The organism is Nonomuraea sp. NPDC005650 (assembly GCF_040605375.1).
Taxonomy (GTDB): Bacteria; Actinomycetota; Actinomycetes; order Streptosporangiales; family Streptosporangiaceae; genus Nonomuraea.
In genome coordinates this window covers 1,708-4,913 of record NZ_JBEXCR010000117.1, presented here as the reverse complement: position 1 = coordinate 4,913, position 3,206 = coordinate 1,708, and the positions used below count along the sequence as shown (strand labels likewise).

Annotated in this window: 1 rRNA gene; it reads right to left on the bottom strand. The window is 56.3% G+C overall.

What is annotated here, in order from left to right:
• Nucleotides 1-57: 57 nt before the first annotated feature.
• Nucleotides 58-3,159: ribosomal RNA gene (locus ABZS69_RS66825) — 23S ribosomal RNA — on the bottom strand.
• Nucleotides 3,160-3,206 lie beyond the last annotated feature (47 nt).

Here is a 3,206-nt window from a genome sequence, read left to right as displayed (position 1 = left end):
TTGCTGTCTCAGAATCACATAATGGACGCGAGCAACACGACTAGAAAAGTCTGCTTTGAGGTCAAGTCCTCGGCCTATTAGTACCGGTCAGCTCCACACGTTACCGCGCTTCCACCTCCGGCCTATCAACCCGATCGTCTATCGGGAGCCTTACCCCCTCACAGGGTGGGAGACCTCATCTCAAGGCAAGCTTCCCGCTTAGATGCTTTCAGCGGTTATCCCTCCCGAACGTAGCCAACCAGCCGTGCACCTGGCGGTACAACTGGCACACCAGAGGTTCGTCCGTCCCGGTCCTCTCGTACTAGGGACAGCCCCTTTCAAGTCTCCTGCGCGCGCAGCGGATAGGGACCGAACTGTCTCGCGACGTTCTAAACCCAGCTCGCGTACCGCTTTAATGGGCGAACAGCCCAACCCTTGGGACCTACTCCAGCCCCAGGATGCGACGAGCCGACATCGAGGTGCCAAACCATCCCGTCGATATGGACTCTTGGGGAAGATCAGCCTGTTATCCCCGGGGTACCTTTTAGCCGTTGAGCGACACCGCTTCCACACGCCGATGCCGGATCACTAGTCCCAGCTTTCGCTCCTGCTCGACCTGTCAGTCTCACAGTCAAGCTCCCTTGTGCACTTACACTCAACACCTGATTGCCAACCAGGCTGAGGGAACCTTTGGGCGCCTCCGTTACCCTTTGGGAGGCAACCGCCCCAGTTAAACTACCCACCAGACACTGTCCCCGATCCGGATCACGGACCAGAGTTAGACATCCAAAACGACCAGAGTGGTATTTCACCAATGACTCCACCCGAACTAGCGTCCGAGCTTCCCAGTCTCCCACCTATCCTACACAAGCCGTTCCAAACACCAATGTCAAGCTGTAGTGAAGGTCCCGGGGTCTTTCCGTCCTGCTGCGCGAAACGAGCATCTTTACTCGTACTGCAATTTCACCGGGTCTGCGGTTGAGACAGCGGGGAAGTCGTTACGCCATTCGTGCAGGTCGGAACTTACCCGACAAGGAATTTCGCTACCTTAGGATGGTTATAGTTACCACCGCCGTTTACCGGCGCTTAAGTTCTCACCTTCGCCAACCGAAGCTGACTAAGCGGTCCCCTTAACGTTCCGGCACCGGGCAGGCGTCAGTCCGTATACATCGTCTTACGACTTCGCACGGACCTGTGTTTTTAGTAAACAGTCGCTTCCCCCTGGCCACTGCGACCCCCACCAGCTCCGAGTGCAAGACTCATCACCAGCAGAGGTCCCCCTTCTCCCGAAGTTACGGGGGCAATTTGCCGAGTTCCTTAACCACAGTTCACCCGATCGCCTTAGTATTCTCTACCTGACCACCTGAGTCGGTTTAGGGTACGGGCCGCCACAACACTCGCTAGAGGCTTTTCTCGGCAGCATAGGATCATCCACTTCACCACAATCGGCTCGGCATCACATCTCAGGCTTAAGGAACGCGGATTTGCCTACGTTCCGCCCTACATGCTTACCCCAGGACAACCATCGCCTGGGCTGGACTACCTTCCTGCGTCACCCCATCGCTTACCTACTACCCGATCGGATCGAGCGTTCACCCTGACGGCCGTCCCGAAGGACAACCCGAGCTAAGGACTCTTAGCATCACGAGGTTCGATATGGGCGCGTTAAAGCGGGTACGGGAATATCAACCCGTTGTCCATCGACTACGCCTGTCGGCCTCGCCTTAGGTCCCGACTTACCCTGGGCGGATTAGCCTGCCCCAGGAACCCTTGGTCATCCGGCGCGAGGGTTTCTCACCCTCGATTCGCTACTCATGCCTGCATTCTCACTCGTATACGCTCCACGGCTAGATCACTCTGCCGCTTCACCGCACATACGACGCTCCCCTACCCATCAACACCACAAAGATGTCAATGCCACGACTTCGGCGGTGTACTTGAGCCCCGCTACATTGTCGGCGCAGAATCACTTGACCAGTGAGCTATTACGCACTCTTTCAAGGGTGGCTGCTTCTAAGCCAACCTCCTGGTTGTCTCTGCGACTCCACATCCTTTCCCACTTAGCACACGCTTAGGGGCCTTAGTCGGTGATCTGGGCTGTTTCCCTCTCGACTACGAACCTTATCGCCCGCAGTCTCACTGCCACGCTCTCACTTACCGGCATTCGGAGTTTGGCTGACGTCAGTAACCTTGTCGGGCCCATTAGCCATCCAGTGCTCTACCTCCGGCAAGAAACACGCGACGCTGCACCTAAATGCATTTCGGGGAGAACCAGCTATCACGGAGTTTGATTGGCCTTTCACCCCTACACACAGATCATCCCCCAGGTTTTCAACCCTGGTGGGTTCGGTCCTCCACCCAGTCTTACCTGAGCTTCAACCTGCCCATGCGTAGATCACTCCGCTTCGGGTCTACAGCATGCGACTCAACGCCCTATTCAGACTCGCTTTCGCTACGGCTCCCCCACACGGGTTAACCTCGCCACACACCATAACTCGCAGGCTCATTCTTCAAAAGGCACGCAGTCACATCACACAGAAGCAAGCTTCTGTAAGCTCCTACGGCTTGTAGGCACACGGTTTCAGGTACTATTTCACGACCCCTCACCGGGGCACTTTTCACCTTTCCCTCACGGTACTCGTGCACTATCGGTCATCAGGGAGTATTTAGGCTTACCAGGTGGTCCTGGCAGATTCACACAGGATTTCTCGGGCCCCGTGCTACTTGGGATCCCCTCAAACAGTCGACAAGGTTTCGCCTACCCGGCTCTCACGGTCTACGGCAGCCCTTCCCAGAGCTTTCAACTACCCCATCGATTTCTTACTGTTCGGCTGACCGGCAGATCAACCAAGAGGGTCCCACGACCCCGGACATGCAACGCCCGCCGGCTATCACACACGCCCGGTTTAGCCTCATCCGCTTTCGCTCACCACTACTCACGGAATCACTCTTGTTTTCTCTTCCTACGGGTACTGAGATGTTTCACTTCCCCGCGTTACCACCAACCGCCCTATACATTCAGGCGGAGGCAACACCACATGACTGGTGCTAGGTTTCCCCATTCGGACATCCCCGGATCAACGTCTGGTTGGCGACTCCCCGAGGCTTAACGCAGCCTCCCACGTCCTTCATCGGCTCCTGATGCCAAGGCATCCACCGTGTGCCCTAAAAAACTTGGCCACAAAGATGCTCGCGTCCACTATGCAAATCTCAAACAACAAACAGCA